This window comes from Streptomyces incanus (genome assembly GCF_042656345.1).
Lineage (GTDB): Bacteria > Actinomycetota > Actinomycetes > Streptomycetales > Streptomycetaceae > Streptomyces > Streptomyces incanus.
This window is the reverse complement of sequence record NZ_JBHSPC010000085.1, coordinates 62,361-83,836: the sequence shown is the minus strand read 5'-3', so window position 1 is coordinate 83,836 and position 21,476 is coordinate 62,361. Positions and strand designations below refer to the sequence as shown.

Annotated in this window: 19 protein-coding genes and 1 pseudogene; 10 read left to right on the top strand and 10 right to left on the bottom strand. The window is 69.4% G+C overall.

Features of this window, described 5'->3' with window-relative positions; all coding sequences use genetic code 11:
* Window positions 1-95: 95 nt before the first annotated feature.
* The gene (locus tag ACFP2V_RS26065) at window positions 96-947 is read right to left on the bottom strand and encodes a hypothetical protein (protein ID WP_381217307.1); all 852 of its coding nucleotides are present in this window, start codon (window positions 945-947) and stop codon (window positions 96-98) included.
* 147 nt (window positions 948-1,094) lie between these two features.
* Between ACFP2V_RS26065 and ACFP2V_RS26060 the strand changes: the two genes are divergently transcribed.
* From ACFP2V_RS26060 to ACFP2V_RS26045, 4 genes are all read left to right on the top strand, one after another.
* Window positions 1,095-1,955: a VOC family protein gene (locus ACFP2V_RS26060; RefSeq protein ID WP_055592538.1), complete on the top strand. Its 861-nt coding sequence runs from the start codon at window positions 1,095-1,097 to the stop codon at window positions 1,953-1,955.
* A 98-nt stretch (window positions 1,956-2,053) separates the two neighbouring features.
* Window positions 2,054-2,869 carry a phytanoyl-CoA dioxygenase family protein gene (locus ACFP2V_RS26055; protein ID WP_381217304.1) on the top strand — a complete coding sequence of 272 codons (816 nt, stop codon included), beginning with the start codon at window positions 2,054-2,056 and terminating at the stop codon, window positions 2,867-2,869.
* A 54-nt stretch (window positions 2,870-2,923) separates the two neighbouring features.
* Complete coding sequence (locus tag ACFP2V_RS26050; RefSeq protein ID WP_381217301.1) at window positions 2,924-4,903, top strand: FAD-dependent oxidoreductase; 1,980 nt, start codon at window positions 2,924-2,926, stop codon at window positions 4,901-4,903.
* Entirely contained in the window at window positions 4,900-6,303 is a 1,404-nt protein-coding gene (locus tag ACFP2V_RS26045) for an MmgE/PrpD family protein (RefSeq protein ID WP_381217298.1), read from the top strand. Before ACFP2V_RS26050 ends, ACFP2V_RS26045 begins: the two co-directional genes overlap by 4 nt.
* Here ACFP2V_RS26045 and ACFP2V_RS26040 read toward each other — a convergent pair.
* Genes ACFP2V_RS26040 through ACFP2V_RS26030 form a run of 3 tightly spaced genes read right to left on the bottom strand, consistent with a single transcriptional unit; the run spans window position 6,293 to window position 9,590 of the window.
* A complete protein-coding gene (locus ACFP2V_RS26040; protein ID WP_381217295.1) occupies window positions 6,293-7,282 on the bottom strand; it encodes a PhnD/SsuA/transferrin family substrate-binding protein in 990 nt (329 codons plus the stop codon). The two genes, ACFP2V_RS26045 and ACFP2V_RS26040, sit on opposite strands and share 11 nt — an antisense overlap.
* A 20-nt stretch (window positions 7,283-7,302) precedes the next feature.
* The gene (locus ACFP2V_RS26035) at window positions 7,303-8,511 is read right to left on the bottom strand and encodes an FAD-dependent oxidoreductase (RefSeq protein WP_381217291.1); all 1,209 of its coding nucleotides are present in this window, start codon (window positions 8,509-8,511) and stop codon (window positions 7,303-7,305) included.
* Entirely contained in the window at window positions 8,508-9,590 is a 1,083-nt protein-coding gene (locus ACFP2V_RS26030; protein ID WP_381217288.1) for a cupin domain-containing protein, read from the bottom strand. Before ACFP2V_RS26030 ends, ACFP2V_RS26035 begins: the two co-directional genes overlap by 4 nt.
* Window positions 9,591-9,724: 134 nt before the next feature.
* On the opposite strand from ACFP2V_RS26030, the gene ACFP2V_RS26025 reads away from it, so the two are divergent.
* Together ACFP2V_RS26025 and ACFP2V_RS26020 are read left to right on the top strand one after the other, a co-directional pair.
* Entirely contained in the window at window positions 9,725-9,952 is a 228-nt protein-coding gene (locus ACFP2V_RS26025; protein WP_381217285.1) for a hypothetical protein, read from the top strand.
* Between the two features lie 32 nt (window positions 9,953-9,984).
* Complete coding sequence (locus ACFP2V_RS26020; RefSeq protein ID WP_381217282.1) at window positions 9,985-10,839, top strand: fumarylacetoacetate hydrolase family protein; 855 nt, start codon at window positions 9,985-9,987, stop codon at window positions 10,837-10,839.
* Between the two features lie 75 nt (window positions 10,840-10,914).
* Here the strand turns inward: ACFP2V_RS26020 and ACFP2V_RS26015 are convergent, their stop codons facing one another.
* A complete protein-coding gene (locus tag ACFP2V_RS26015) occupies window positions 10,915-11,667 on the bottom strand; it encodes an SDR family NAD(P)-dependent oxidoreductase (protein WP_381217279.1) in 753 nt (250 codons plus the stop codon).
* Window positions 11,668-11,927: 260 nt separating this feature from the next.
* Here ACFP2V_RS26015 and ACFP2V_RS26010 point away from each other — a divergent pair, with 260 nt between their 5' ends.
* Together ACFP2V_RS26010 and ACFP2V_RS26005 are read left to right on the top strand one after the other, a co-directional pair.
* Window positions 11,928-12,662, top strand: a complete 735-nt coding sequence (locus tag ACFP2V_RS26010; RefSeq protein WP_381217276.1) for a GntR family transcriptional regulator — start codon at window positions 11,928-11,930, stop codon at window positions 12,660-12,662.
* 302 nt (window positions 12,663-12,964) lie between these two features.
* Entirely contained in the window at window positions 12,965-13,840 is an 876-nt protein-coding gene (locus tag ACFP2V_RS26005) for an IclR family transcriptional regulator (protein WP_381217273.1), read from the top strand.
* A gap of 104 nt (window positions 13,841-13,944) precedes the next feature.
* On the opposite strand, the gene ACFP2V_RS26000 is transcribed toward ACFP2V_RS26005, so the two are convergent.
* From ACFP2V_RS26000 to ACFP2V_RS25980, 5 genes are all read right to left on the bottom strand, one after another.
* Window positions 13,945-15,261 carry an MFS transporter gene (locus tag ACFP2V_RS26000; protein WP_381217269.1) on the bottom strand — a complete coding sequence of 439 codons (1,317 nt, stop codon included), beginning with the start codon at window positions 15,259-15,261 and terminating at the stop codon, window positions 13,945-13,947.
* Between the two features lie 191 nt (window positions 15,262-15,452).
* The gene (locus ACFP2V_RS25995) at window positions 15,453-16,652 is read right to left on the bottom strand and encodes a flavin reductase (protein WP_381217266.1); all 1,200 of its coding nucleotides are present in this window, start codon (window positions 16,650-16,652) and stop codon (window positions 15,453-15,455) included.
* On the bottom strand, window positions 16,642-18,000 hold the full coding sequence (locus tag ACFP2V_RS25990; protein WP_381217263.1) for an MFS transporter: 1,359 nt from the start codon (window positions 17,998-18,000) through the stop codon (window positions 16,642-16,644). Before ACFP2V_RS25990 ends, ACFP2V_RS25995 begins: the two co-directional genes overlap by 11 nt.
* Complete coding sequence (locus tag ACFP2V_RS25985) at window positions 17,993-19,240, bottom strand: acyl-CoA dehydrogenase family protein (protein WP_381217260.1); 1,248 nt, start codon at window positions 19,238-19,240, stop codon at window positions 17,993-17,995. The genes ACFP2V_RS25990 and ACFP2V_RS25985 overlap by 8 nt, the downstream gene beginning before the upstream one ends.
* An 85-nt stretch (window positions 19,241-19,325) precedes the next feature.
* On the bottom strand, window positions 19,326-20,327 hold the full coding sequence (locus tag ACFP2V_RS25980; RefSeq protein ID WP_381217257.1) for an alpha/beta fold hydrolase: 1,002 nt from the start codon (window positions 20,325-20,327) through the stop codon (window positions 19,326-19,328).
* Between the two features lie 217 nt (window positions 20,328-20,544).
* Here ACFP2V_RS25980 and ACFP2V_RS25975 point away from each other — a divergent pair, with 217 nt between their 5' ends.
* Window positions 20,545-20,832, top strand: a complete 288-nt coding sequence (locus ACFP2V_RS25975) for a transposase (protein WP_381217254.1) — start codon at window positions 20,545-20,547, stop codon at window positions 20,830-20,832.
* Window positions 20,820-21,434, top strand: a pseudogene (locus ACFP2V_RS25970) (IS3 family transposase); the annotation flags it as partial. The gene ACFP2V_RS25975 and the pseudogene ACFP2V_RS25970, both read left to right, overlap by 13 nt.
* Window positions 21,435-21,476: the final 42 nt, after the last annotated feature.

Genomic DNA, 21,476 nt, shown 5'->3' with positions numbered 1-21,476 from the left:
ACCGCGCAAATCACTCAAACCGACCTTGCTCCAGCGGCTTGACAAGCATAGGAGCATCCGACATCACGAATTCAAGTTCAGTGTCGTGACGCAAGTCAGTTCGCGGGTGTCAGGGGCTCGAACCCCTCCTCATAGCTGCCCTGGCCGTGGCTGACCCGCACGGTTCCGAAAGGCCCGGCGGTCAGCGTCGCGGTGGCGTCCGGTGCGAGCTCGAGAGCACGCCCCTGGCATGGCAGGACCACGACCTCACCGGGTTGGACCGGGCCGAACAGCGCGATCGAACGACGCAGCGCATGGGCGAGCTGCGTCCACGTCCCCGCATGCGGCCACAAACGTCCCGCGGCGGTGTCCGTCGCCAGATCGAGCCCGATCAAGGCGAGGTCTACGCCCGTGGGAGCGAGCCAGGTGTCGGAGACGACGACATGCCCCGCGTGCGCGTTGTCCGCGATGCGCTCCAGCGTCGTCGAGGGCTCGTCGATGACGGTCCGCCGACTGTTGACCGCCAGCGCTGCGTACATCCCTGCGGCGGCGGCATGGATCTCAGGCACGGTGACGTCGAGGTGGTGCAGCGGGGTGCCGATCCGGATGGCGAAGGCACCCGTGACCAGCGGTTGGACGAGTTGGTTGCTCGGGATCACCGCTCCCGAGCCGTGCACCGAGCTGCTGAGGTAGTAGCCACCGACAGCGACCGCCCCGTCCGGAGACTCCGGCAAGGACACCGCCCGCCCGGCCACACGGCAGCCCTCGTCCGTGGCTCGCCGGAAGTTGAGTGACGCGACTGTCTCCGCGCCTTGTTCGGCGTACGGCTCCAGCAGGGCGGTGACGCCTCGGGCCGGACGTCCGGTCAGGTCGGCGTTGATGAGCATGTTGGCCGCGCGTTCGAGGTCGGCGTGTTTCCGGGTCTCGTCCCACGGCGGCGGCTGCGTGGTCTGAGGGTTGGCGAGCATCGGCACATGGTGTCCCGGCATGTGGTTTGGGTCGCTGTATGCGGTTTCACGCAGTGGCACCGCAGGAATGAGCGATGCGCGTGACCGGCACCACACTCCGAGAAGGCATGCACAACGGCCTGGGACCTGCATGCAACAGGAGGAGAGATGAGACGCATCCGCGAGTTCGGATACCTGGTCGCGACCGTACGCGACATCGACGCCTGGAAGGTCTTCGCCAGCGATGTGCACGGCATGCAGATCGTCGAGCACACCGAGGACCGGCTGAAGCTCCGGCTCGACGAACGAAGTTGGCGCATCGACCTTCACCGGGGCGAGGTCGAGCACATCGACGCGGTGGGCTGGGAGGTCCGGGGTCCGGGCGACATCGAGGCAATCGAAAAGAAGTTGCGCGATCACGGCTACACCCCGCACCGCGCCACGACCGAGGAGGCCGCCTCCCGAGAGGTCACCGACTATCTCGCCTTCGAGGACCCCGATGGCAACGGCGTCGAGGTCTACTACGGCGCCCGGCGCGACCAGACGCCGTTCATCTCGCCGACCGGCGCCCGCTTCGTCACCAAGAACATGGGCATCGGCCACGTGATGTTCGCGGTCAGTTCCTCGGCCCCCTTCCGCGAGCTCTACCTGGACATCTTCGAACTCGGGCTGAGCGACTTCATCGACATCGGTCCCGACCCGGGAACCTTCCTGCACTGCAACCCGCGCCACCACTCCATCGCCTTCGCCAACCGGCCCGGCGTCGCTCCTCGCCTGGGCCACCTGATGGTGCAGGTCGACGACATGGACACGGTCGGACGTGCGTACGACAAGGTCCTCGACGGGGCCGCCGCACTCGGCTCGACGCTGGGCAAGCACACCAACGACGAGATGGTCTCCTACTACGTCAAGACGCCGTCGGGCTGGGAGATGGAGTACGGCTACGGCGGCCTGGAGATCGACGAGGAGACCTGGGTCCCCGGGCGCTGGAGCGCCGCACACTTCTGGGGCCACAAGCGGGTCGGCTGAGCCGTACGTGCGGTAAAAGAATGAGTCATCCGATTGACCAGATGAATTTCATCTGGTGTTCTGGACTTACGAAACTACGCATGAATAGGGGCTCATCCATGACTGCAACACTCGCCGAGTCCCGCGTCGAGGACTACCGACGCGACGGCTTCCTCTTCCCGATGCGCGCCATGAGCACCGATCGGGCGGCGTCCTACCGGGCTCGGCTGGATGCCTTCGAGGCCGAGCACGGGCCGCAGGCCGGCCCCGTCCTCCGCTCCAAGTCCCACCTGGTGCTGCCCTGGGTCAACGAGATCATCCGGCTCGACCCGGTGCTGGACGTGGTCGAGAGCATCATCGGTCCCGACATCTACTGCTGGGGCTCGTCGTTCTTCATCAAGGACCCGCACCATCCCGGCTTCGTCGCCTGGCACCAGGACGCGCCGTTCTCCAACATCCCCGCGGGCGGGGAGATGCTCACCGCCTGGATCGCGCTGGCTCCCAGCATCCCCGAGAACGGCTGCCTCAAGGTCGTGGCCGGCACGCACACCGAGCAGGCGCCGCACTCCTTCGTCGAAGGCACGGACAACCTGCTCTCGCAGGGCCAGGAGATCGCCGTCGAGGTGAACGAGGACGACGCCACCTCGCTCGTCCTGGAGCCGGGGGAGTTCTCCCTGCACCACCAGTTCATCTTCCACGGTTCGGCCCCGAGCCGCTCCGACCAGCGCCGCGTCGGCATCGCGGTGCGCTACATGGCGCCGTACGAGCGCGAGGGCGAGCCCACCGACTACGCCACGCTCGTACGCGGCGAGGACCCGTACAACGCCTTCATCCCCGAGCCCGTCCCGTCCTCCGACATGGACCCGGCGGCGGTGGCCTACCGCAACGACCAGCTGGTGCGACTCCACGGTGACCGCTACCGGACCACGATGTGACGCGCCTTCGGACGACGTCGTAGGACCTCATCGCGTAAAGGACGGAAGACCCCCATGCCCGACGCTGCCTACAGCCGCCTGCTCTCCCCGGTCACGGTCGGGAGCTTCACGATCCCGAACCGGATCATGCTCACCACGCACAACCCGAAGCTGAGCGAGGAGCGCTACCTCAAGTACCTCGAGACCCGAGTGGCCGGCGGCGTCGGGCTGGTCGGGATCCCGGTGCTCCACGAGGCCATCTCCACCCTCGCCTTCGTGGACACCGGGCACCTCGACCATGTCGGCGTCCACGACATCGACAACGGTCCGGACGCCGAGACCGAGGAGGGCGACGCCTACTACGACGAGCGCCTCCTGCCGTCGCTCCGGGCTCGCGCCGAGGTCGTGCACCGGCACGGCGGAGTCGCCTTCGGCCAGGTCGCCAACCGGGGCGCGATCCGGCTGCCCGAGACGTTCCAGGCGATGGTGTCTCCCAGCGGCCTGCCCGACCCACAGGTGCGAGCCCAGCCGCACGAGCTGTCCACCAGCGAGGTCAAGCGGGTCGTGCGTCTCTTCGCACGTGCGGCCTCCCGCGTCCAGCGGGCCGGCCTCGACGGCGTCGAGATCCACGCCACCCACGGCTACCTGATCGAGCAGTTCCTCTCCCGCACCACCAACCGTCGCACCGACGAGTACGGCGGCTCGCTGGAGAACCGGACACGGTTCCTCGTCGAGACGATCGCGGCGATCCGCGAGGCATGCGGCCCCGACTTCCCGATCGCGATGCGGATCAGCGGCCACCAGGCCGAGACCGACGGGCTCACCACCGAGGAGATCTGCCGGATCGTCAAGGCGGTCGAGAAGGACCTCGTCTACGTCAACATCACCGCCGGCACGATCATGGCGCTGCACGACGGGGTCGTTCTCCCGTACGTCGCCTCCACCCTCTTCGAGCCCGGCTTCAACGCCGAGGCCGCGGCGGCCGTCAAGGCCGCCGTCTCGATCCCGGTGGGCCTGACCGGCCGGATGAACAGCCCCCAGCTGATGGAGCGGCTCCTCGAAGAGGGCGTCTGCGACCTGATCGGCACCACCCGGGCGCTGCTGGCCGACCCCGACTTCATCCGGAAGACCGCCGGCGGGCGTGCCGACCGGATCCACCAATGCATCGGCATCAACGAGTGCCACTACCCCGACCGCGCCTCCTCCTGCCCGGTCAACCCCTGGGCCGGCCGGGAGGACGAGCTCGACCTGCCCGACCCCGTCCGCCGCAAGAAGGTGCTCGTCATCGGCGGCGGCCCGGCCGGTCTGATGACCGCCAGGACCGCCGCTCAGCGCGGGCACGACGTCGTGCTCGCCGAACGGTCCGACCGGCTCGGCGGCAAGATCGCGACCCTCGTGAGCGACCCGTTCCGCAAGGAGATGGCCAACCTGCTCGGCGACCTGGTCCGGGAGGTCCACGAGGCGGGCGTCGAGGTGCAGCTCGGCCGCGAGGTAGGGCCCGGGGACATCGCCGCGTACGGTGCCGACGCGTTGGTCGTGGCCACGGGCTCGGTGCCCGACATCCCCGACATGGCCGGGATCGACGACGTGCCGGTCTACTCCGGGCTCTCGCTGCTGGAGGAGGACCTCGACCGGATCGGTGACCGGGTGCTGGTCGTGGGCGGGCTCAACGACCACGTCGCCCCGCTGGCGGCGGCCGATTACCTCGCCCAGGCGGGCAGGAGCGTCACGCTGATCTCGGAGTGCCTGCTCCCGGGGCAGAGCGCCGAGCCGTCCATCCTCCATCTGCTCACCAAGCGGCTCCACGAGAAGCAGGTCGACATCCGGCCGGTGACCCGGTTCCACAAGGCGGGGGTGGAGCCTGAGCTGCGCGACGTCTTCAGCGGCCGGATCAGCTCGATCGGGCAGGTCGACGCGGTGGTCTTCGTGACCACCTCCACGCCGGTGCCCTTCCCCGAGACCGCCGGCGAGTTCTATCGCGTGGGGGATGCCCTGGCCCCCCGCCGACTGGTCCACGCGACCCTTGACGGTGCCCGCACGGGGAGCCGGATATGACGGCGCCCGTCCCCTCCGAGGTCACGGCGGCGATCCTCGCCGCCGTGACGCGCACGCGTTTCGAGGACCTCCCCGCGGCAACCGTCCGGCACGCGAAGCAGCGGATCACCGACATCGTCGGCTGCGTCATCGGCGGTGCGGACACCGCCGGCAGCCCTGAACTGCGCAGCCTCCTCGTCGCTCGGGGCGGAAGGCCCTGCGCCACGGTCCTGCCCAGCGGAGAGCGCCTCCCGACCGCCCCGGCCGCGTTCGCGAACGCCATCGCGGCCCGCGGCAACGACTTCGGCGTGCTCATCCCCTACATCGGCACCACCCCTGTCTGGTCGCACATCTCCGAGTCCACCGTGCCGGCAGCCCTCGCGGTGGCGGAGAGCACCGGCGCGTCCGGTCGTGAGCTGATCACCGCCCTCGTTCTCGGCGACGACCTGGCCGCCCGGCTCACGGCGGGAGCGACGTACGTCCCCGGAGCCGGATGGGACAGTCCGGGACTGGTCAACAAGTTCGGCGTCGCAGCGATCGCCGGCAGGCTCCTCGGCCTGGACGAACTCCGGCTGCGCGACGCGTTCGGGATCGTGCTCCACCAGCTCGGCGGCACCTTCCAGGCGATCGACGCCGGCGCCCACACCTTCAAGCTGGCCCAGGGCCTGGCCGCCCGCGACGGCATCGAGGCAGCGGAGCTCGCGGCCCACGGCTGGACCGGCAGCGCCGATCCGTTCTTCGGTCCGAACGGCTACATCGACATGTACTGCGACGGCGTCGACCTGGACGTCGTGGCGGATGGTCTCGGCGCCGTCTTCCACGGTGACGCGACCTTCAAGCCCTACCCCGCATGCCGCTTCACCCACTCGGCGATCGACTGCGCGCTCGAGATCTCCGCCCGGCTCCGTGAGGCCGGCGCGGGCGCCCGGCAGATCGGCCGGATCCACCTCGACGTCGCGCCGATGCACGTCGACTCCCCGCTGGACCAGCCGTTCGCCCCCGGCCGGAACCCGCAGGGGCACGCGATCTTCAGTCTGCGGTACGCCGCGGCCAGCGCCCTGCTCCGCGGCCGGGCAGCTCTGGCGGACTACACCGAGGAGGCGGTCGGCGACCCCGCCGTCGCGGCGCTGGCCGACCGCGTCTCGATCACGGGTGGCCGTCCGATGGCGACCCCCGAGGCAGCGACTCTCACGGTCGGGCTGCGGGACGGTACGTCCCTGACCGCCAGTCGCGACACGGCCACGGGCAACCCGCTCTCGTCCCCGCTCAGCGCGGCCCGGATCGAGGCCAAGTTCCGTGCCAACTGGTGCTTCACCGGGATGCTCGAGCCGGCCCGTGCCGACGACGCCCTCGAACTGCTCGGCCGGCTCGACGAGGTCGACGACCTCGCCGAGCTGACGGCGATCCTGGTCAGACCGTGAAGCCTGCGGCGGTGGTGGTCTGGGCGAAAAGCTCCTCCGGGCTCCACTTCCGCTTGGCGAGTCCCTGACGCCTGGAGTAGCGCAGGAACGTCTCCAGGGTGTGGCGGTTGGCCTCCACCCCGTACTTCCAGAAGTCCTCGCCCATCACCTCGACGGTCTCCTCGAGGTGGTGGGCCAGCCACGGCAGCATCAGCTTGAGCGAGCTGCGGTACTCGAGGTCCTCCCGGGCCAGGGCGAGCGACTGCTCGAACGCCTTGAAGAGCGACAGCGGCACCCACGGGTTCGTCTCGACGACGTCACGTCTGATCGCCACCACGTGCATGATCGGGAAGATCCCGGTGCGCCGGTAGTAGTCGGCCTCGACCGCCTTGTAGTCCGGAAAGAGCCGGGTCACGTCGGGGCTGGTGTGGAAACTGGACGGCGTGCTGGCGCTGAAGACCGCGTCGAGCTCACCGGCCGCGAGCATCTGCGAGAGCGTCTGCTCGGGACCGATGGGCCGCACGGAGATGCCCTCGGGCAGGTCGAGCCGGATCTTCTCGCTGCGGCCCCTGTCCTCGACGCCTCCGGTGAAAAACCGCATGTCCTCGACGGCGACGCCGTACTCGTCCTCCAGCATGCCGCGCTGCCAGACACCCGCGGTGATCTGGTACTCGGGCAGGCCGACGCGCTTGCCCCTCAGGTCGGCCGGTGAGGCGATGCCGCTGTTGCGGTTGACGAACATCGACTGGTGCCGGAAGTAGCGTGACGGGAAGGCGGGGACGGCGACGAACGGCGCGCCCTGCTCCAGAGTGAGCACGTACGACGACAGGCTCATCTCGCTCAGGTCGAACTCGTGGTGCTTGATCTGGCGGTGGAAGATCTCCTCGACCGGGAGGGTCAGGTAGTTGAGGTCGATGCCCTCGGCCCGCACCCGTCCGTCCTGCAGAGCGCGCAGGCGGTCGTAGTTGGTGGCCGCGATGGTCAGGTTGAGCTTGCTCATCAGAGGATCGTCAGCCGCCTTCAGCTCTTGGAGTAGATGTCCATGTGGCCGGGCACCCTCGGCGGTGCGACGCCGTCGGTGCCGTAGAGCCACTGGGCCAGGGAGTAGTCGTTGTCGGCGAGCGTGCCGAGGTAGGCGTCGCGCAGGATGGCACCGGCGCCGCCGAGGTGGACCATCTCGCCGAAGAACCGGGTGTTCTCCTGCACCGCGCTGGTGCGCGGGTAGCGGATCTCCTCGTACTTCGCGAGGGCGGCCGGGACGTCCGCGGCGCCGCTTCCCAGCGCGTCGGCGAGCACGACCGCGTCCTCCATGGCCTGACCGGCACCCTGGGCGAGGTACTGCCGCATCGGGTGCGCGGCATCGCCGAGCAGGGTGATGCGGCCGTCACTCCAGCCGGCCATCGGCTTGCGGTCGAACTGCACCCATCTGGTCTCCAGGTCGAGAGTGTGCAGCGACTCCTTGATGTGGTCGCAGGTGTTCGCGAACCGCTCGAAGAGCTCCTCGCGGGTGGCCCATTCCTCACTGCCGGGTGCCGCCGTGCGGCTGCGGAAGGAGAGCACCCGGTTGAGCAGCTCGCCGCCTTGGACGGGGTACTGCATGAGGTGGATCTCGTCGCCGGCGAAGAGCATGACGGCGTCCTCGGTGCCCTCCGGCCGGGGCCCGGGACCGCGGTAGATGACGTACTCCGACCGGATCGGCTCGGAGTCGTCCAGCGTCAGCCTGCGTACGGCCGAGCGCAGGCCGTCGGCGCCGATGACGGCGTCGCCCCGATAGGTGCTGCCGTCGGCGCACTGGACGTGCGCGGCGGTGTCGGTCTGCTCGACGGCGACGACCTCCTTGCCGGTCACGACCTCGACGTTGCCGGTGGCGAGGGCGACCTCCAGCAGCGCGTCGAGCAGGTCGGCGCGGTGGATGACGGTGTACGGGGCGCCGTACCGCTGCACGAGCTCCTTGCCCATCGTGGCCTGGTAGATCTCGTTGCCCGTGTAGATGTCGCGCAGGACGAAGCGGTGCGGGAGAACCGCGGTGCGCAGGACGGCGTCCATGACGCCGAGGTCCTGGAGGACGCGTCCGGCGTTCGGGCCGAGCTGGAGGCCGGCGCCGATCTCCTTGATCTCGGGGGCGCGCTCCAGGACGGTGACCTCCATCCCGCGCTTGGCGAGGGCGACGGCGGCGCTCACGCCGCCGATTCCCCCGCCCACGACGACGATCTTGTCAGGTGCGGTCATGACTGCTCCTCCCGCTCTTCGCGGTAGAGCCCGAACGGCTCGTACAGGGGTCGGTCGTTCATGCTGAAGAGAACCGCGTCGGTTCCGTCGTCGGCGACGTGCCGGTACGTCGACCAGGACGGGATCGCGAGGAAGTCGTGCTGCTCCCAGTCGAAGCGCTCACCGTCGATGATCGTGTGGCCGGCCCCCTCGACGGCGCAGAAGATGACGCTCGAGGTGTGCCGGCGCGTGATCGAGGCGTTGCCGGCGGGCACCAGGTGCATCCCGCAGGTCATCGTCGGAAGGACCGGCCCGCCGGTGAGGGGGTTGGTGAACTCCAATTCGACCCCGTGCTCCGGGGAGCCCTCGTCCACCCGGAGTTTGGCGAGGGCCTCCTTCGTCGCGGCGTACGGGTATTTGGTCAGTGGCGAGTGCAGTGTCCCGGAGCGGGTGCCGTACGGAACCATCCCGGTGCCGTACCGGTTGGTGCTCGCGTCCTCGGCCTGGGTGAGCGGCTGGAGCTGCTTGCCGGGAAAGTCCTCGTAGAACTGGGCGTTCATCGTCTGCACGAACGGGACGTCGAGCGCGTCGAGCCAGAGCATGGGCTCGTCGCCGTCGTTGCGGTGATCGTGCCAGGTCCAGCCGGGGGTCAGGATGAGGTCGCCCGGGTTCATCAGCATCGGCTCTCCCTCGACCATGGTGTGGCCGGAGCCGGAGAGCATGAGCCGGATCGCGGACGGCGTGTGCCGGTGCGCGGGGGCTGTCTCGCCGGGCAGGACGAGTTGGTAGCCGGCGATCATCGTGTGCGTGGTGCCCTTGCGGCGCGCGGGGTTGACGGCGTTGAGGGCGCGGCGATCGGACTCACCGCCCAGGTCGACCGCCGTGGCGGCCTCGTCCATCAGTGCCATGACGTCGCGTCGGTGCCAGACGTGGGGAACGTCGGTGACCACCGGCTCCGGAGCGTCGGTGCCGGGGACACGCCACAGGGGGGCGAGATGGGCCTCGCCCAGACGCCCGTAGAAGGCGGCGTCGGGTTCTCCCGGAACCGCGAAGTTCGGACCGGTGCTCGCCGCTGCACGGCTTTCGGCTGTCGTACTCAAGCTGTTCCTCCAGAGGTGGGGAGGGTGGTGCTCAGAAGAGTCCTTCGTGTCGCGGGGAGCGAGCCATGCGGCTGTGTCACCAGGTGGCATCGCGTTCAGGTGGGCGTGCTGATCGGTGCCTAGGCTCCGCAGGTGTGCCTCCATCCACCGATCTCGCCGGGACCCGCACCGGGAAGGAACCGCGCACGGCGGTGTTCCTCGGTGTTGTCGGGGCCCTGAGCGACGGGGCACCCGCCGAGCCGTCCCGCCTGCCCGGCGACGACGTCGCCCGCCGGCCGGATCGCCCGGGCCACGCGGCGGCCCTCGCCGCCCGGCCGGCCGGGCGCGCCTCGACAGGTCCCGGGCCCGGGTCCTGGATCTGACCCCACTCACACCAGTCCACCAAGGAGTCCGGATGCGCTTCGGAGTACTCGACGACCGCCTCATCGCCGTCCTGCCGGACGGCGCGGCCCACGACGTCACCGCCCTGGCGGGCCCGCCGGCCGGTCCGGCCGGCCCGCTCCAGAGGCTGATCGAGCGCGGTCGGCCGCTGAGCGCCGCCGAGGTGCGCAGCGCCCCGGCGGCCGACGTCGGCGGTGCGGCCTGGGACGCGCCACTGCCGTTCCCGCGGAAGGTCATCGGTGCGCCGGCGAACTATCGCGCTCACGTCGCGGAGATGGGCAACCCGAACACGATCGTGGAGTGGGGTGTCTTCCTCAAGGCCAGTACGTCCGTGATCGGGCCGGGTCGGACGGTCGAACTGCCCTACACCGACGTGCGCACCGACCAGGAGGGCGAGCTCGCGGTCGTCATCGGGAAGGAGGCCCGGCACGTGTCGGCGTCGGACGCCTTGGACTACGTCTTCGGTTACACCTGCGTCCTCGACATCACGACCCGCTCGACCGAGGACCGCTCGACCAGGAAGTCCTACGACACGTTCACGCCCCTCGGCCCGGTCGTCGTCACCCCCGAAGAGGTCGGCGACCCGGACGACCTCGCCCTGAGGTGCTGGGTCGGCGGGGAACTGCGCCAGGACTCGAACACCAGCCGGATGATCTACGGTGTCAGCCGGCTCATCGCGTACGCGAGCTCCGTGATGACCCTGCAGCCGGGTGACGTGATCGCCACCGGCACCCCGGAGGGGGTCGGCCCCCTCGCCGACGGGGACGAGATCGTCGTCGAGATCGAGCGGGTCGGCCGGCTCGCCGTGACCGTCTCGGCCGCCGGCGCGCTGCCGTACGGAAACCGTATGGGCATGCCGACCGCCTGACGGGGCGCGGACCGGCATCCCGTCAAGGGCGCGGTGCCGGTCCGCGGCCCGATCGGGTCGGCCGGGGGTCCGTCGTCAGCGTGCGGTGTAGCCGCCGTCCACCGGCAGGACGGCGCCGGTGAGGTAGGATGCGGCGTCGGAGCCCAGGAAGGCGATGCACGAGGCGACCTCGCCAGGCTCGGCGAAGCGCCGCCCGAGGAGGCGATCACGCTGGTCCTCGGGAAGGGCTCCGCGTTCGGTGATCCGTTCGGTGAGCGTCAGGCCCGGGCAGACCGCGTTGGCCCGGAGGCCGGCTTCGGAGTGCTCTGCGGCCAGCTGCTTGGTGAATCCGATCAGTCCGGCCTTCGAGGTCGCGTAGCTGGCGGCGCCGGGCATGCCGACCAGTCCGTGGGCCGAGGAGACGTTGACGACGCTTCCACCGGTCGGGCACTCCAGCAGCGGGTCGAGCAGTGCCTGGGTGAGGAAGACGTTCGCGCTCAGGTTGAGGTCGAGGGCCCGGTGCCAGCGCTCCCGGGTGGTGTCCGAGGCGGCCAGTTTGTCGTTGACGCCGACGTTGTTGACCAACGTCTTCAGGGGTACGCCGCTGGACGCCACCGCCCGGACGATCCGGTCGATGTGGCCGGCGCAGGCGACGTCCGCGGTCACCAGCGTGTGCTGGGCGTCGCCGAGGCTCTCGGCGAGCGCCGGGAGCCGTTCGCTGTCGCGGTCGACCGCGATGACGTACGCCCCCAGCTCCGCGAAGGCGCGGGCCGTCGCCGCGCCGATCCCCGCGGCCGCGCCGGTGACCACGACGCCCTGGCCGTCGAACCGCATTCTCTCGAGAAGCACCGCATCCACCCCATCAGTCACTGTCATCCGCACTTCCGTATGAATAGACTAGGGTCGGTGTCGTCGCAGGGCCGTGGCCATGGTGCTGCACAGTGGCACAGGCCGAAGAGGAGCTGAACGTGGTACCTGAGGGACACCGGTCCGATCGGGGCGTGCGCGTACCTCTCGGCCCGGAATCGCGGTGTGCCGCTGTTCCGGTGACCGGCACGGCAGGCTGACCGGGCCCCGGGCCGGGGGCCGGACCGAGAAGGGGGACCGAGATGACGTTCACGCCGATACCGGCGCCGCTCTACCAGCGCATCTTCGCGGTGCTCTCCCAGCGGATCAGCCAGGGCGGTTACGCGCCCGGCTCCCGGTTCGCCACGGAGGACGAACTGGTGGCGGAGTTCGGCGTCAGCAAGGCGACCGTCCGCAGAGCGGTCGGTGAGCTGGTCGCGCGTGGTCAGCTCGTCCGGCGACAGGGGAGCGGTACGTACGTCCGAGGCTCCGGGGACGACCCTGCGGCACGCGGCTTCGTAGGGTCCATCGGCGATCTGATCCGCGGTACGCCACAGCTGAAGGTCCTCGACGTGCACGTCGAGGACGACGTCTGGTTCCCCGCGAGCGTGCGGCAGGCCCTCGGCACGGACGCCGAGACGGGCACCGTCTACCGCACCAGGCGGCTGTGGGGGGATCAGCCCTTCGTGTACTCGGTCCACTACGTCGGTCCCACCGTCGCGGCGGTTCTCGGCCGTGCCGAGCTCGCGGAGGAGGGGCTGATGAGCCTCCTGCGCCGAGAGAACGTCGAGATGAGCGAAGCGGAGCAGACCCTGTCCGCGCGACTCGCGGACGTGGAGGTCGCGGACCGGCTGAACATCGGGCTGGGCGCCGCCGTCCTCTTCGCCGAGCGGGTCCTGCGCTCGCCCTCCGGACCGCTCGACTGCCTGCACAGCTGGTACCGGGGGGATCTCTACCGCTGGCAGGCACGGCTCGCCGTCGAGCCGGCCGATCGTTGAGTCCGCGTCGGCCCCGTCGGTCAGCGGGGATGGTCCGCGGCACGGACGCGTCGGCGGGGTTTGGGCCCGGCTTCACCCCGTGCGCCGGCGCATCGCTTTCCTTGCCCTGCGTTCCGCGTCCTCCGACGGCGTGGGGTCGCGAATCCGGGGTTCGTTCTCCGGGACCGGAGATCCGTACAGCGTTCCTTGGGATCGGGCTGACCAGGGCACTCGAGGTCTTGCGGGGTGTCCTTCAGCGGGAAATCATCGGTCGGACACCGGTGTGAGCCCGTACGGCGTCGGGGAAGGAAATGGAGTTGACCATGACTGACGAGCATGCGGTCGGAGGCTCGGATCCTCTCGAAGCCTCCTTCCGCGTCAAACCGAGTGTCGCGGTCAGCCGGGCCCTGGCTCTCCTCGATGCCTTCCTCGAGGCTGGGCACACCGTCAGTGTCACCGAACTGGCGCAGCGGACCGGGATCCCGAAGTCGACCGCCTTCCGCATCCTCGTCCAGCTCACCAAGAGCGGTCACGTCATCCGCAGCGGGAACAGCTACCGACTCGGCCTACGCATGTTCGAACTCGGAAACCACTTCGTCCACGCGCGTCCCGCCGGTCTGAGGGAGGTCGCGGCTCCGCTGCTGGGCGATCTCTTCCTCGAGCTCGGTGCGGCGGTGGGCCTGTCGGTCCTGGACGGCTCGGACGTCATCCTGATCGACCAGGTCACGAGTTCACGGAGCAGCATCGCCTCGTCCGTGGCCGGCGTACGGGAAGACGCGTTGACGACGGCGTCGGGCAAGGCGATGCTCGCCTTCGTCAACGCCGCGAACCGCGACCGTGCGATCGCGCAGCACCTCGAGCTCTCCCGCCGCACGCGGCACACCGTGATGCACGCCGGACGGCTGCGGGCGCAACTGCAGCTGACGCACGAGACGTGCCTCGCCTACACGCACGAGGAATACACCATGGGCGAGGGCGCCATCGCGTCTCCGGTCCTGGTGAACGGTCGCCCCATCGCCGCGGTCAGCGTCTCGGCGCCGAGCAGTCGCATCGACAAGGCCAGGGCGGACGGAGCGGTGCTGCGCACCGCGCGTCTGGTGGCCGGCCGGTTCATCCGCGCCCGCGAGCTCGCGGAGGACTACGGGCTCCAGGACGTCCACTGGGACATGGAGGCAGAGTTCCCGCCCGGCTATTCCTGAGAGGCCGTCGCGCCGCGCTCGTCGCGCCGCCGGCATCACAACGGCCCACGCAATGCTCGGCCGGACTCCCGGCCGAGCACTGCGTGACGGATTCGGAAGGCCGATCAGGCGACAGGGGACGGGGTCGCCGGCACCTGCGCCTGGTGGCCCTCGCCCACCTCTCCCTTCTGCAGTCGGCCCAGGACGATGATGCAGACCGTGCCGATCGCGAGGGGTACGGCCATCAGGTAGAACAGGCTCCCCGCGGACCAGCCGCCGTCGAGGAGGTACCCGATACTGATCGGCGAGACGATCGACACCAGCCGTCCGACACCGAGCATCCAGCCGACACCGGTGCCGCGCAGCGCCGCCGGGTAGGCCTCGGGTGCCACGGCATAGAAGCCAGCCACCGCGGCGACTGCGAGAACCCCCAGGAGGACCCCCAGGACGACGGCGAGCCAGGCGACACCGAACGTGGCCCCGTAGGCAACGGTGCCGACCACGCTGAGGGCCATGGTGACCTGCAGGATCCTCCTCGGCAGCACCCGTATCGCGACTGCCGCGAAGAGCAGGCTGCCGAGGATGCCGCCGAAGTTGAGGAAGGAGCCGACCGTGGTGCCCATCTGATCGTCACCGGTCGACTCCGCGGCCAGTTTGGGAATCCAGGAGTTCGCGAAGTAGTAGGCCGCCATCAGGCAGGCGTAGCCGAGCCACAGTACGAGTGTCTTGCGCCCGGTGGCACCGGCGAAGACCGCAGTGACACCGAGGTGGGCACGCTCGACCTCGGTTACTTCGGGCAACTCCTTCAGGCTTGGCCGCCCCATCTTGTTGAGGACGGTGTTGACCCGTTCGAGGGCGTTCTTGGGACGGCGGGCCACCAGGAAGTCGATCGACTCCGGAAGAAACGCCCATGACACGACGAGCATGACGAGAGCCAGGACCGCACCGGCCACGAACATCGACTTCCAGCCGGCCGGCTGGACGAGCAGGCTCGCGGCCACGCCGGCCAGGGTGGCACCGATCGGAAATCCGGTGGCGTAGATCCCGACCACCGTTCCGCGACGGCGATCGGAGGCGAACTCCGAGACATACGCGTTGAGCTGCGACATCGCTCCGATGCCGAACCCGGTGAGGAACCGGGCCACGATCAGGACGGCCACGTTCGGGGCCACCGCGGCGAGCACCATACCGACCAGCACGATGGTCACCGAGATGGTCGTCAGCGGTCGGCGGCCGAGGCGGTCACCGACCGGGCTGAACAGGATCGCACCCGCGGCCATACCGAAGAGGCTCGCGCTGAGCACGATCCCGAGCGTCGCATCGCTCACGCCCCACGCGTCCGCCATCGGCTTGGCGGTGAACGCCATCATCGCGATCTCGAAGCCGTCCATGATGATCAACGCCATCGCGACTGCCACGGCGCGGATCTGGAGACCGGTCATTCTGGACGACCGGACTTCAGCCAACACATCCATCGAACATCCTCTTCTCCGGTCGCATCCCGGACCTGGATCACCATGTGGCCGAGACGCGATCGATAAGACGGTCACCTTCCCGCGAGGTGAAGTGAGGCCACACGTTGGCTGTACCACGGTGGTTGGCTCGATTCTGCTGTGCCACCAGGTGGCCGCTGTCACAAAACAGGGGTCAATGTCCGTTCGATGGCCCTCGCGGACAGGCGTAGACGGTTGACGAAGGCGATGATTTCGGCCCCTGAGGAGCTTCCTGGGAGCCCGGACAGGCGCAGGACGAGAACAACGTTCTCATCGGCGTCGCAGACCGGCACCGACACCTGCAGAACGCTGTACGACCGATCGGGCATGATCTGCTCCGGCTCGTGGAACGCCGCCATCCGGCGCAGCGCCTCCAACAGACGCCGTTCGTTGTCCGGGGTGCGTGCCGGCTCGCTGAACGCGTCGACGAGCTCGTCGAGCAGTGCGGTCGCGAGCGGACCGTGCAGGGTCAGGGACCAGCCGCGCTCCTGGGTCCGGCGCAGTTGGACGGCGGCGGCCTCCCGCACCTGTGGTGCCGAAGCCGGCACACGGTCGAGCCATTGCCCGGCCGAAGGAGCCCCGGGATGCCCGACCAACAGCATTCCCAGGGGCGGCGCGAAGGGCAGCCGGGTTCCGGGAGGGGGCGAGGAGGTTCCGCCGGAGGAGCCGGCCGTGGCCACGAACGCGAACTCGTCGCCGAGCGGCGCGAGCAGGCTCACCTCCGCCCCCAGCTCCGAGGCCAGCCGCTCCAACTCCAGGCGACCGCGTTCGGCGACGCCGACGGCCGCGGCGAGGGAACGGTGGTCGGAGGTCATCAGCAGGCCCGGCGTGAAGCGGCCGTACCCACGCTGGAAGAACAGCAGCGGCAGACAGTCGCGCTCGGCGGCGAGCGACTGGATGGCGCCGAGCGCGAAGTAGTGGTCGCCCACCTCGATGACATCGGCCCAGGTGCATTCGATCCAGGCGGTCACGCCCTCGATGACGGGAGCACCGTTGGGCGCGGCGCGCCACCGCAGGCCGCGGAACTTCTCCTCCGGGGGCCGCATGAACGACCCGCACACGTCGCTCTGGTCGGCGGCCAGGATATTGACACAGAAGGACGCGCACTCGCGCAGTGCGGTGAAGGTCCGCGACGTCTTCATCGGCATGAACGAGACCAGCGGCGGCTCCATCGACACGGAGCTGAACGTTCCCACCACCATCCCGAGAAGTGTGCCGTCGGGCGCGCGTCCGGTGACGACGGCGACCCCGGTGGGGTAGTTACCCAGCACCTGCCTCATGACCTGGGGGTCGATGGCCTCAGGGGCGGACGTGGACAGCACGGAGGCGTCAGGAGGCATCGGTTCTTGTCCTTTCGTGAGCGGTCGAAGCACCTGAGGAGGTGCTGGAGGAAGTCAGCTCCGGCGTGACGGAGACGTACGACTCGTCCCTGGAGCCATCGAGATGGTGCAGGCTCAGGCGATGGGAGCCCACGCCCAGCAGGGCGGCGGCCAGGACGAGGAGCGCGGCGGCACCGAGCACGGTCGTCCGCAGACCGAGCCAGTCCCCGATTCCGCCCTGGGCGGCGGCCCCCAGGGAGACGGAGCCGGTGTAGACGATGACGTTGATGGACAGCACCCGTCCGCGCACCTGGTCGGCGACCAGCATCTGTATCGTGTTCTGTCCGACGGACAGGGCGAGAAGGAAGAAGACACCGACACCGATGGTGGCGAGGGTCGCGGTCAGGAGGCTGGGCGCCAGCCCGAAGACGGCGAAGGTGACGCCGTAGCCGCACATCGCGATCGCCACGACGGTCGAACGCCTCATGATCCGCAGCATGCGGCCCAGCACGGGCACGCCCGCCAGGGTTCCGGCACCAAGACCCAGGTTGAGGAGGGCCACGCCGAGCGCACCGGAGTCGAACACCTGTTCCGCGAAGGTGATCACGTGTTGGAAGATCGGCATGCCGAGGCTGCCCACCAGGAAGACGACCGTCAGGGCCGTCATCACCCCCGGGGAACCCCAGGTGTAGCGCAACACCTCACGGAAACCGCCGTCCGCGACGCGATCCTTGCGGGCTCGTCGCGGCTGTGGGTTGACCGGTTCGGTGACCAGCAGGACCACCACGACCACGAGCACCATCACGAAGCTGACGAAGAAGGCGACCGCCGGGCCCGCCCAGAACAGCACCAGACCCGCCACGGCAGGGCCCAGCGAGCGGGCGAGGTTGAACTGGATGGTGTTCAGCGACGCGGCCGAGTCGAGCGCCTCACGCGGCACGTAGTCGTTGACCAGCGCCTGCCAGCTCGGCATCGAGATGCCCTGGGCGCACCCCGTCAGCACCGCGAGGCCCACGAGCAGCAGCGGGTCGTGCCGGCCCGACCACCAGCACACGCACATGGCGAGCGCCACCAGCGAACGGGCCAGCTGCGTGACCATGACCAGCCGGCGGCGGTCCAGCCGGTCGGCCGCCACGCCCGCCCACGGACCCAGCACCATGATCGGGACGAACTGCGCCGCGGTCGCGAGACCGACCCAGAAGGCGCTCCCGGTGAGCTGGAGGAGGACGAACGGTACCGCCAGCGACTGGAACCAGCCGCCCGCGCTGGCCAGGAAGGCCCCCAGCCAGAACTGCACGAAGGGGCGGTGCCTCAGCGCCGACGCCAGGGAGTCCCCACGAGCCGGGCCTGCCTTGGCAGGGTCAGCCATAGAGCCGCTTCGAACGGTCGACCGCCGCGGTGCGCTCGGCTTCGCTGAGCAGGAAGGTGGCGGCCGCCGGGTTGCCCATCTCGAGGTTGGCCGCGGTGGCGGCCGCGAAGTCGGTGTTCTGGGTGAAGTGCTGACGGGCCACGATCAGATCCCGGTACAGCCGCGACAACGGGTTCAGCTCGTGCACCACCCGCGCCGACATGGTGGGCATCAGCTGCTGGGCGACGTACAGCGCGGCTTCGGCGGTGCGTGCGGCGTCGTAGATCCCCCGCGCGGCCTCGAGGTCGCCCGGCACCTGGCCCAGTTCGGCAAGCCGGTAGCCCTCGTCGAGGATCCGCAGGGCGACCTTCTGCTGGTCGTCGAGGCGCACACGCACGTCGTTCGTGCGCAGCAGCTCGACCCGGTCCTCGCTCAGCTTCGCGTTGTCGAAGCGGCGCGTGAACTTCTTCAGCTGGTCGACGTACTCCTCGTAGAACGCCCAGCCGGCGCCCAGCGCGGGCGCGCCGGCGACGAGGTTGTAGAGGTAGCCCTGCGGCACGCGGTACAGCGGGCCGTCGTTCTTCTTCAGACCGGGACCGGCCTGGGCCAGCAGAATCTGGCGGTCGAGCGCCCGGTGCGCGGGGACGAAGACCTGGTCGAGCTCGACGGAACGGGACCCGGTCCCCCGCATGCCCAGCACGAACCAGTCGTCGATGATCCGTCCCTCGGCCAGCGGCACGACGAAGTTGTGCATCAGCGGCTTGCCGTCGACCTCCACGCTGGCGCCGAGGATGACCCACGACGCGTGGGTGACGCCCGAGGAGGACTTCCACGAACCGTTGAGGATGTAGCCGCCCTCGACGGGGGTGGCGGTGCCGTGGGGCGCGTACGAGGAGGACAGCAGGGTCGTCGGGTCGTCACCGAACAGCTCGTCCTGCAGCTGCTCGGTCATGTGCGAGACCTCCCAGTTGTGCACGCCGAGCAGCATCAGAACCCAGCCGGTCGACGTGCAGGACTTGGCGACCTCGATGACGGCCTCGACGAACTCGACCGGGTGCGCCTCCTCGCCGCCGTACCGGGCCGGCTGGAGGGCTCGCGTCAGTCCGCAGTCGACCATGGCCTGGACGGCCTCGGCGGCCACCACACGATGGGCGTCGTTGTCGGCCGCGTACTTCGCGACGACGGGAGCGATCTCCCGGGCCCGGTCAACCAGCGAGGTGCGGTGGTGCGCACGAACAGTGGCTCCGGTCGGCGTGGTCATGACGGTCTCCTTGGTGGTCGATGGCTCATCGGTGCCGGTCCGGGCTGATCCGCGATGACGGAGCAGGTTCCGGTCGCTTCGTGGATCAGCTGGTGAAGGGGGCGTCGGTCGGGATGTCGACGAGATCGGGGTTCGGTGGGCGGCGCGTGGAGATGCCCGCGGCCCGGGCGGTTTCCCAGGAGACCTTGCCGTCGCGGAAGAACTCCAGGAACACCTGGTGGTGCAGTTCCGGGCGGTCGGTCTGGCCCTGGTGACCGGTGTTCTCGGGGTAGAAGTACTGGACGTTCGGCAGGGCGTCCTCCTGAAGGTGCGCCGCCTCGACGGCGTACAGGACGTCCCTGTCGCCGAACATCGCGATGCCCGGGATCGTCGCCTTGTCCAGGCGCCCCTTGGTGGTGAGCCGGATCAGCTCGTTCGGGTCGGTGGGCCGCAGCACCCGGCCCATGTTGAGGTCGTAGTAGTCGCGGTTGCGGTTGGCGGCCGCGGTGCGCATGCTGACGAGCTCGTCGGTGACACCGGACCGGTCGACGACCATGGACTCGATCATGGCGCGCATCATGGTCTCGGAGCCGTCGTAGGTTCCGCCGCTGCCGGGCAGCGGGCCCTGCTTGGCGCGGTTGTCGACGGCACGCATCTCGTCGCGGGTGACCAGGTCGCCGATCATGCCGGCGATGACGGCGAACCGCTCCACTCGCTCGGGGTGCGCCACGACGTAGTTGACGCTTGTCTGGCAGCCCATCGAGTTGCCGCCCAGGCAGAACGTGTCCAGCGCGACCGCGTTGACGAAGTCCTGCAGGTAGTCGACCTGTCCGCCCTGCCCGTAGGCGTAGAAGCGACCTGGATCCTCGGTCAGGCCGAACCCGGGGAAATCGGGGCAGTACACGCGGAAGCCGTGCGCGCCGAGGAACGGGGCCATGTAGCGGAAACCCGCGGAGCCCGATGAGCCGGGGATGCCGCCGTGCAGCAGCACGACAGCCGGGCCAGCCTCACCTGAGGTCGAATAGTGCGCCTTCACACCCGACTGCAGCCGGACGAACCGGCTGAGCAGTCCCGGGACCTTGATCTCGTGCTCTTCGGTCAGAGCCACTGCCCCCTCCTTCGCTGGTGGACGTCTCGGGGAACGTCGGCCAGTCTTGAGGCAAGTGCGTGAGATCGCCCACCGCGAGATGCCAACAGGTGAAACCCGGTGACTCGGAATCAGCCATTCCGGTGCGCTCGTGGCAGTGACACCGACATCGGTGGCGCGACCACGTGAGTCTTCCCTCGTAGCGTGGAGACCATGACTGCAGGGGAAGTTGAGAGTCATGGCAGAGAAGCGACGGAAGTTCGAGCCGGAGTTCCGTGAGGGGGCAGTACGGATCGTGACGGAGACCGGCAAGTCGGTCCCGGAGGTCGCAAAGGACTTGGGGATCAACGAGACCACGCTGGCCAGCTGGGTGTCCCGGGCCCGCCGCACAGGGAGTGCGCCGGCCGGTACGAGTGACGAGCTGGAGCGGCTGCGGCGGGAGAATGCTCAGCTCAAGCGGGACAACAAGGAGCTGGCGATGGAGCGTGAAGTCCTCAAACGCTGCATGGTCCTGTGGGTGAAGTAGCCGTGGGGGACCCGGCCGCCGCCGTCGGGGCGATCAGCGACCTCAGGACCGAGCACGGCATCCCGCACAGCGTCGCCTGCCACGCCTTGGGCGTGAGCGAGCCGTGGTTCTACAAGCACCGCAACCGCGAACCCACCGGCAGGGAAGTACGCCGCCAACAGCTGGCCGAAGCGGTTACGGAGGAATTCACCAAGTCCGGCGGCACTTACGGATCTCCGAAGATCTGGATCACGCTGGTGCGTCAGGGCTGGCGGGTCTCGGTGAACACCATCGCAAAGCTCATGGCCGAGCTCGGCCTCGTCGCCCGCAAGGTCCGCAGGCGGAGCGGGCTGACCCGGCCCGGGAAACGGCCGACGAGCCCGGACTTCGTGCACCGCGACTTCACCGCCGAAGAGCCCGACCTGGTCTGGTGCGGGGACATGACGGAGATCGTCACCGGAGAGGGCAAGCTGTATCTGGCCACGGTCATCGACCTGTTCTCGCGGCGCCTGCTGGGCTACGCGACGGGCGCCCGCCACGACGCGGACCTGGTCGTCGCCGCGCTGCACATGGCCGCCGCGACCCGCAGCGGGGACGTCCGTGGCGTGATCTTCCACAGCGACCGCGGCAGCGAACCCAGGCTCAACCGGTCGTCGCAACACCGG

Excerpts from the sequence above, each read along its gene's own strand:
- ACFP2V_RS26065 (WP_381217307.1), bottom strand. The coding sequence starts at position 947 with ATGCTCGCCAACCCTCAGACCACGCAGCCGCCGCCGTGGGACGAGACC.
- ACFP2V_RS26060 (WP_055592538.1), top strand. The coding sequence starts at position 1,095 with ATGAGACGCATCCGCGAGTTCGGATACCTGGTCGCGACCGTACGCGAC.
- ACFP2V_RS26055 (WP_381217304.1), top strand. The coding sequence starts at position 2,054 with ATGACTGCAACACTCGCCGAGTCCCGCGTCGAGGACTACCGACGCGAC.
- ACFP2V_RS26050 (WP_381217301.1), top strand. The coding sequence starts at position 2,924 with ATGCCCGACGCTGCCTACAGCCGCCTGCTCTCCCCGGTCACGGTCGGG.
- ACFP2V_RS26045 (WP_381217298.1), top strand. The coding sequence starts at position 4,900 with ATGACGGCGCCCGTCCCCTCCGAGGTCACGGCGGCGATCCTCGCCGCC.
- ACFP2V_RS26040 (WP_381217295.1), bottom strand. The coding sequence starts at position 7,282 with ATGAGCAAGCTCAACCTGACCATCGCGGCCACCAACTACGACCGCCTG.
- ACFP2V_RS26035 (WP_381217291.1), bottom strand. The coding sequence starts at position 8,511 with ATGACCGCACCTGACAAGATCGTCGTCGTGGGCGGGGGAATCGGCGGC.
- ACFP2V_RS26020 (WP_381217282.1), top strand. The coding sequence starts at position 9,985 with ATGCGCTTCGGAGTACTCGACGACCGCCTCATCGCCGTCCTGCCGGAC.
- ACFP2V_RS26010 (WP_381217276.1), top strand. The coding sequence starts at position 11,928 with ATGACGTTCACGCCGATACCGGCGCCGCTCTACCAGCGCATCTTCGCG.
- ACFP2V_RS26005 (WP_381217273.1), top strand. The coding sequence starts at position 12,965 with ATGACTGACGAGCATGCGGTCGGAGGCTCGGATCCTCTCGAAGCCTCC.
- ACFP2V_RS26000 (WP_381217269.1), bottom strand. The coding sequence starts at position 15,261 with ATGACCGGTCTCCAGATCCGCGCCGTGGCAGTCGCGATGGCGTTGATC.
- ACFP2V_RS25995 (WP_381217266.1), bottom strand. The coding sequence starts at position 16,652 with ATGCCTCCTGACGCCTCCGTGCTGTCCACGTCCGCCCCTGAGGCCATC.
- ACFP2V_RS25990 (WP_381217263.1), bottom strand. The coding sequence starts at position 18,000 with ATGGCTGACCCTGCCAAGGCAGGCCCGGCTCGTGGGGACTCCCTGGCG.
- ACFP2V_RS25985 (WP_381217260.1), bottom strand. The coding sequence starts at position 19,240 with ATGACCACGCCGACCGGAGCCACTGTTCGTGCGCACCACCGCACCTCG.
- ACFP2V_RS25975 (WP_381217254.1), top strand. The coding sequence starts at position 20,545 with ATGGCAGAGAAGCGACGGAAGTTCGAGCCGGAGTTCCGTGAGGGGGCA.